The sequence below is a fragment of the Perspicuibacillus lycopersici genome, from assembly GCF_025660475.1.
GTDB classification, from domain to species: domain Bacteria; phylum Bacillota; class Bacilli; order Bacillales; family Caldibacillaceae; genus Perspicuibacillus; species Perspicuibacillus lycopersici.
Genome location: NZ_JAOUSF010000012.1, coordinates 1 through 1,139, shown reverse-complemented (window position 1 = coordinate 1,139; position 1,139 = coordinate 1). Strand labels below are relative to the sequence as shown.

Annotated in this window: 9 tRNA genes and 1 rRNA gene; all 10 read right to left on the bottom strand. The window is 48.8% G+C overall.

Going from position 1 to position 1,139, the window contains the following annotated elements:
- Positions 1-175 precede the first annotated feature (175 nt).
- A tRNA-Ala gene (locus OEV98_RS17765) sits at positions 176-251 on the bottom strand.
- 17 nt (positions 252-268) lie between these two features.
- A tRNA-Pro gene (locus tag OEV98_RS17760) sits at positions 269-342 on the bottom strand.
- 15 nt (positions 343-357) lie between these two features.
- Positions 358-431: transfer RNA gene (locus OEV98_RS17755), tRNA-Arg, on the bottom strand.
- A 9-nt stretch (positions 432-440) separates the two neighbouring features.
- Positions 441-529, bottom strand: a tRNA-Leu gene (locus tag OEV98_RS17750).
- A gap of 11 nt (positions 530-540) precedes the next feature.
- A tRNA-Gly gene (locus tag OEV98_RS17745) sits at positions 541-615 on the bottom strand.
- Positions 616-647: 32 nt separating this feature from the next.
- Positions 648-732, bottom strand: a tRNA-Leu gene (locus OEV98_RS17740).
- 7 nt (positions 733-739) lie between these two features.
- Positions 740-812, bottom strand: a tRNA-Lys gene (locus OEV98_RS17735).
- Positions 813-858: 46 nt separating this feature from the next.
- Positions 859-934: transfer RNA gene (locus OEV98_RS17730), tRNA-Thr, on the bottom strand.
- 5 nt (positions 935-939) lie between these two features.
- Positions 940-1,015 (bottom strand) — tRNA-Val (locus OEV98_RS17725).
- Between the two features lie 4 nt (positions 1,016-1,019).
- Positions 1,020-1,135 (bottom strand): 5S ribosomal RNA (gene rrf / locus OEV98_RS17720).
- Positions 1,136-1,139: the final 4 nt, after the last annotated feature.

The window sequence follows — 1,139 nt, the reverse complement described above, 5'->3', positions numbered from 1 at the left end:
CACGCCGCCAGCGTTCGTCCTGAGCCAGGATCAAACTCTCCAAAAAGTGTTTGATTAGCTCAAAAATGTTTTAAAAATAGTTTAATTAAACGCTTCGTCTTGTTCAGTTTTCAAGGTTCAATTAACGACATGATTTATTATAACAATATATGTCGTTTTTAACAATGGTAAATCATGGTGGAGCCTAGCGGGATCGAACCGCTGACCTCCTGCGTGCAAAGCAGGCGCTCTCCCAGCTGAGCTAAGGCCCCGTATAATAAATTTCAAATCGGGAAGACAGGATTCGAACCTGCGACCCCATGGTCCCAAACCATGTGCTCTACCAAGCTGAGCTACTTCCCGATAGCATTTTTAAAGCGCGCCAGAAAGGAGTCGAACCCATAACCTTCTGATCCGTAGTCAGACGCTCTATCCAATTGAGCTACTGGCGCAAATATAAATGGTGCCGAGGACCGGAATCGAACCGGTACGGTAGTCACCTACCGCAGGATTTTAAGTCCTGTGCGTCTGCCAGTTCCGCCACCCCGGCACATACTTACTTGGAGCGGAAGACGGGATTCGAACCCGCGACCCCCACCTTGGCAAGGTGGTGTTCTACCACTGAACTACTTCCGCAAAATAAATATATGCTAATTCAATAATTTAAATGGTGCGGGTGAAGGGAGTCGAACCCCCACGCCTTGCGGCGCTAGATCCTAAGTCTAGTGCGTCTGCCAATTCCGCCACACCCGCAAAAGGATGAGTCATGCAGGATTCGAACCTGCGACCCTCTGATTAAAAGTCAGATGCTCTACCAACTGAGCTAATGACTCATATTTAAATAGAAATATGATTTGTTCTTTACAATATTATAGAAGGTGGTGCCGGCCAGAGGACTTGAACCCCCAACCTACTGATTACAAGTCAGTTGCTCTACCAATTGAGCTAGGCCGGCATGAATGGTGGAGGTTGACGGGATCGAACCGCCGACCCCTTGCTTGTAAGGCAAGTGCTCTCCCAGCTGAGCTAAACCTCCGTTTGCCTGGCAACGTCCTACTCTCACAGGGGGAAACCCCCAACTACCATCGGCGCTGAGAAGCTTAACTTCCGTGTTCGGGATGGGAACGGGTGTGACCTTCTCGCCATAGTTACCAGACAAT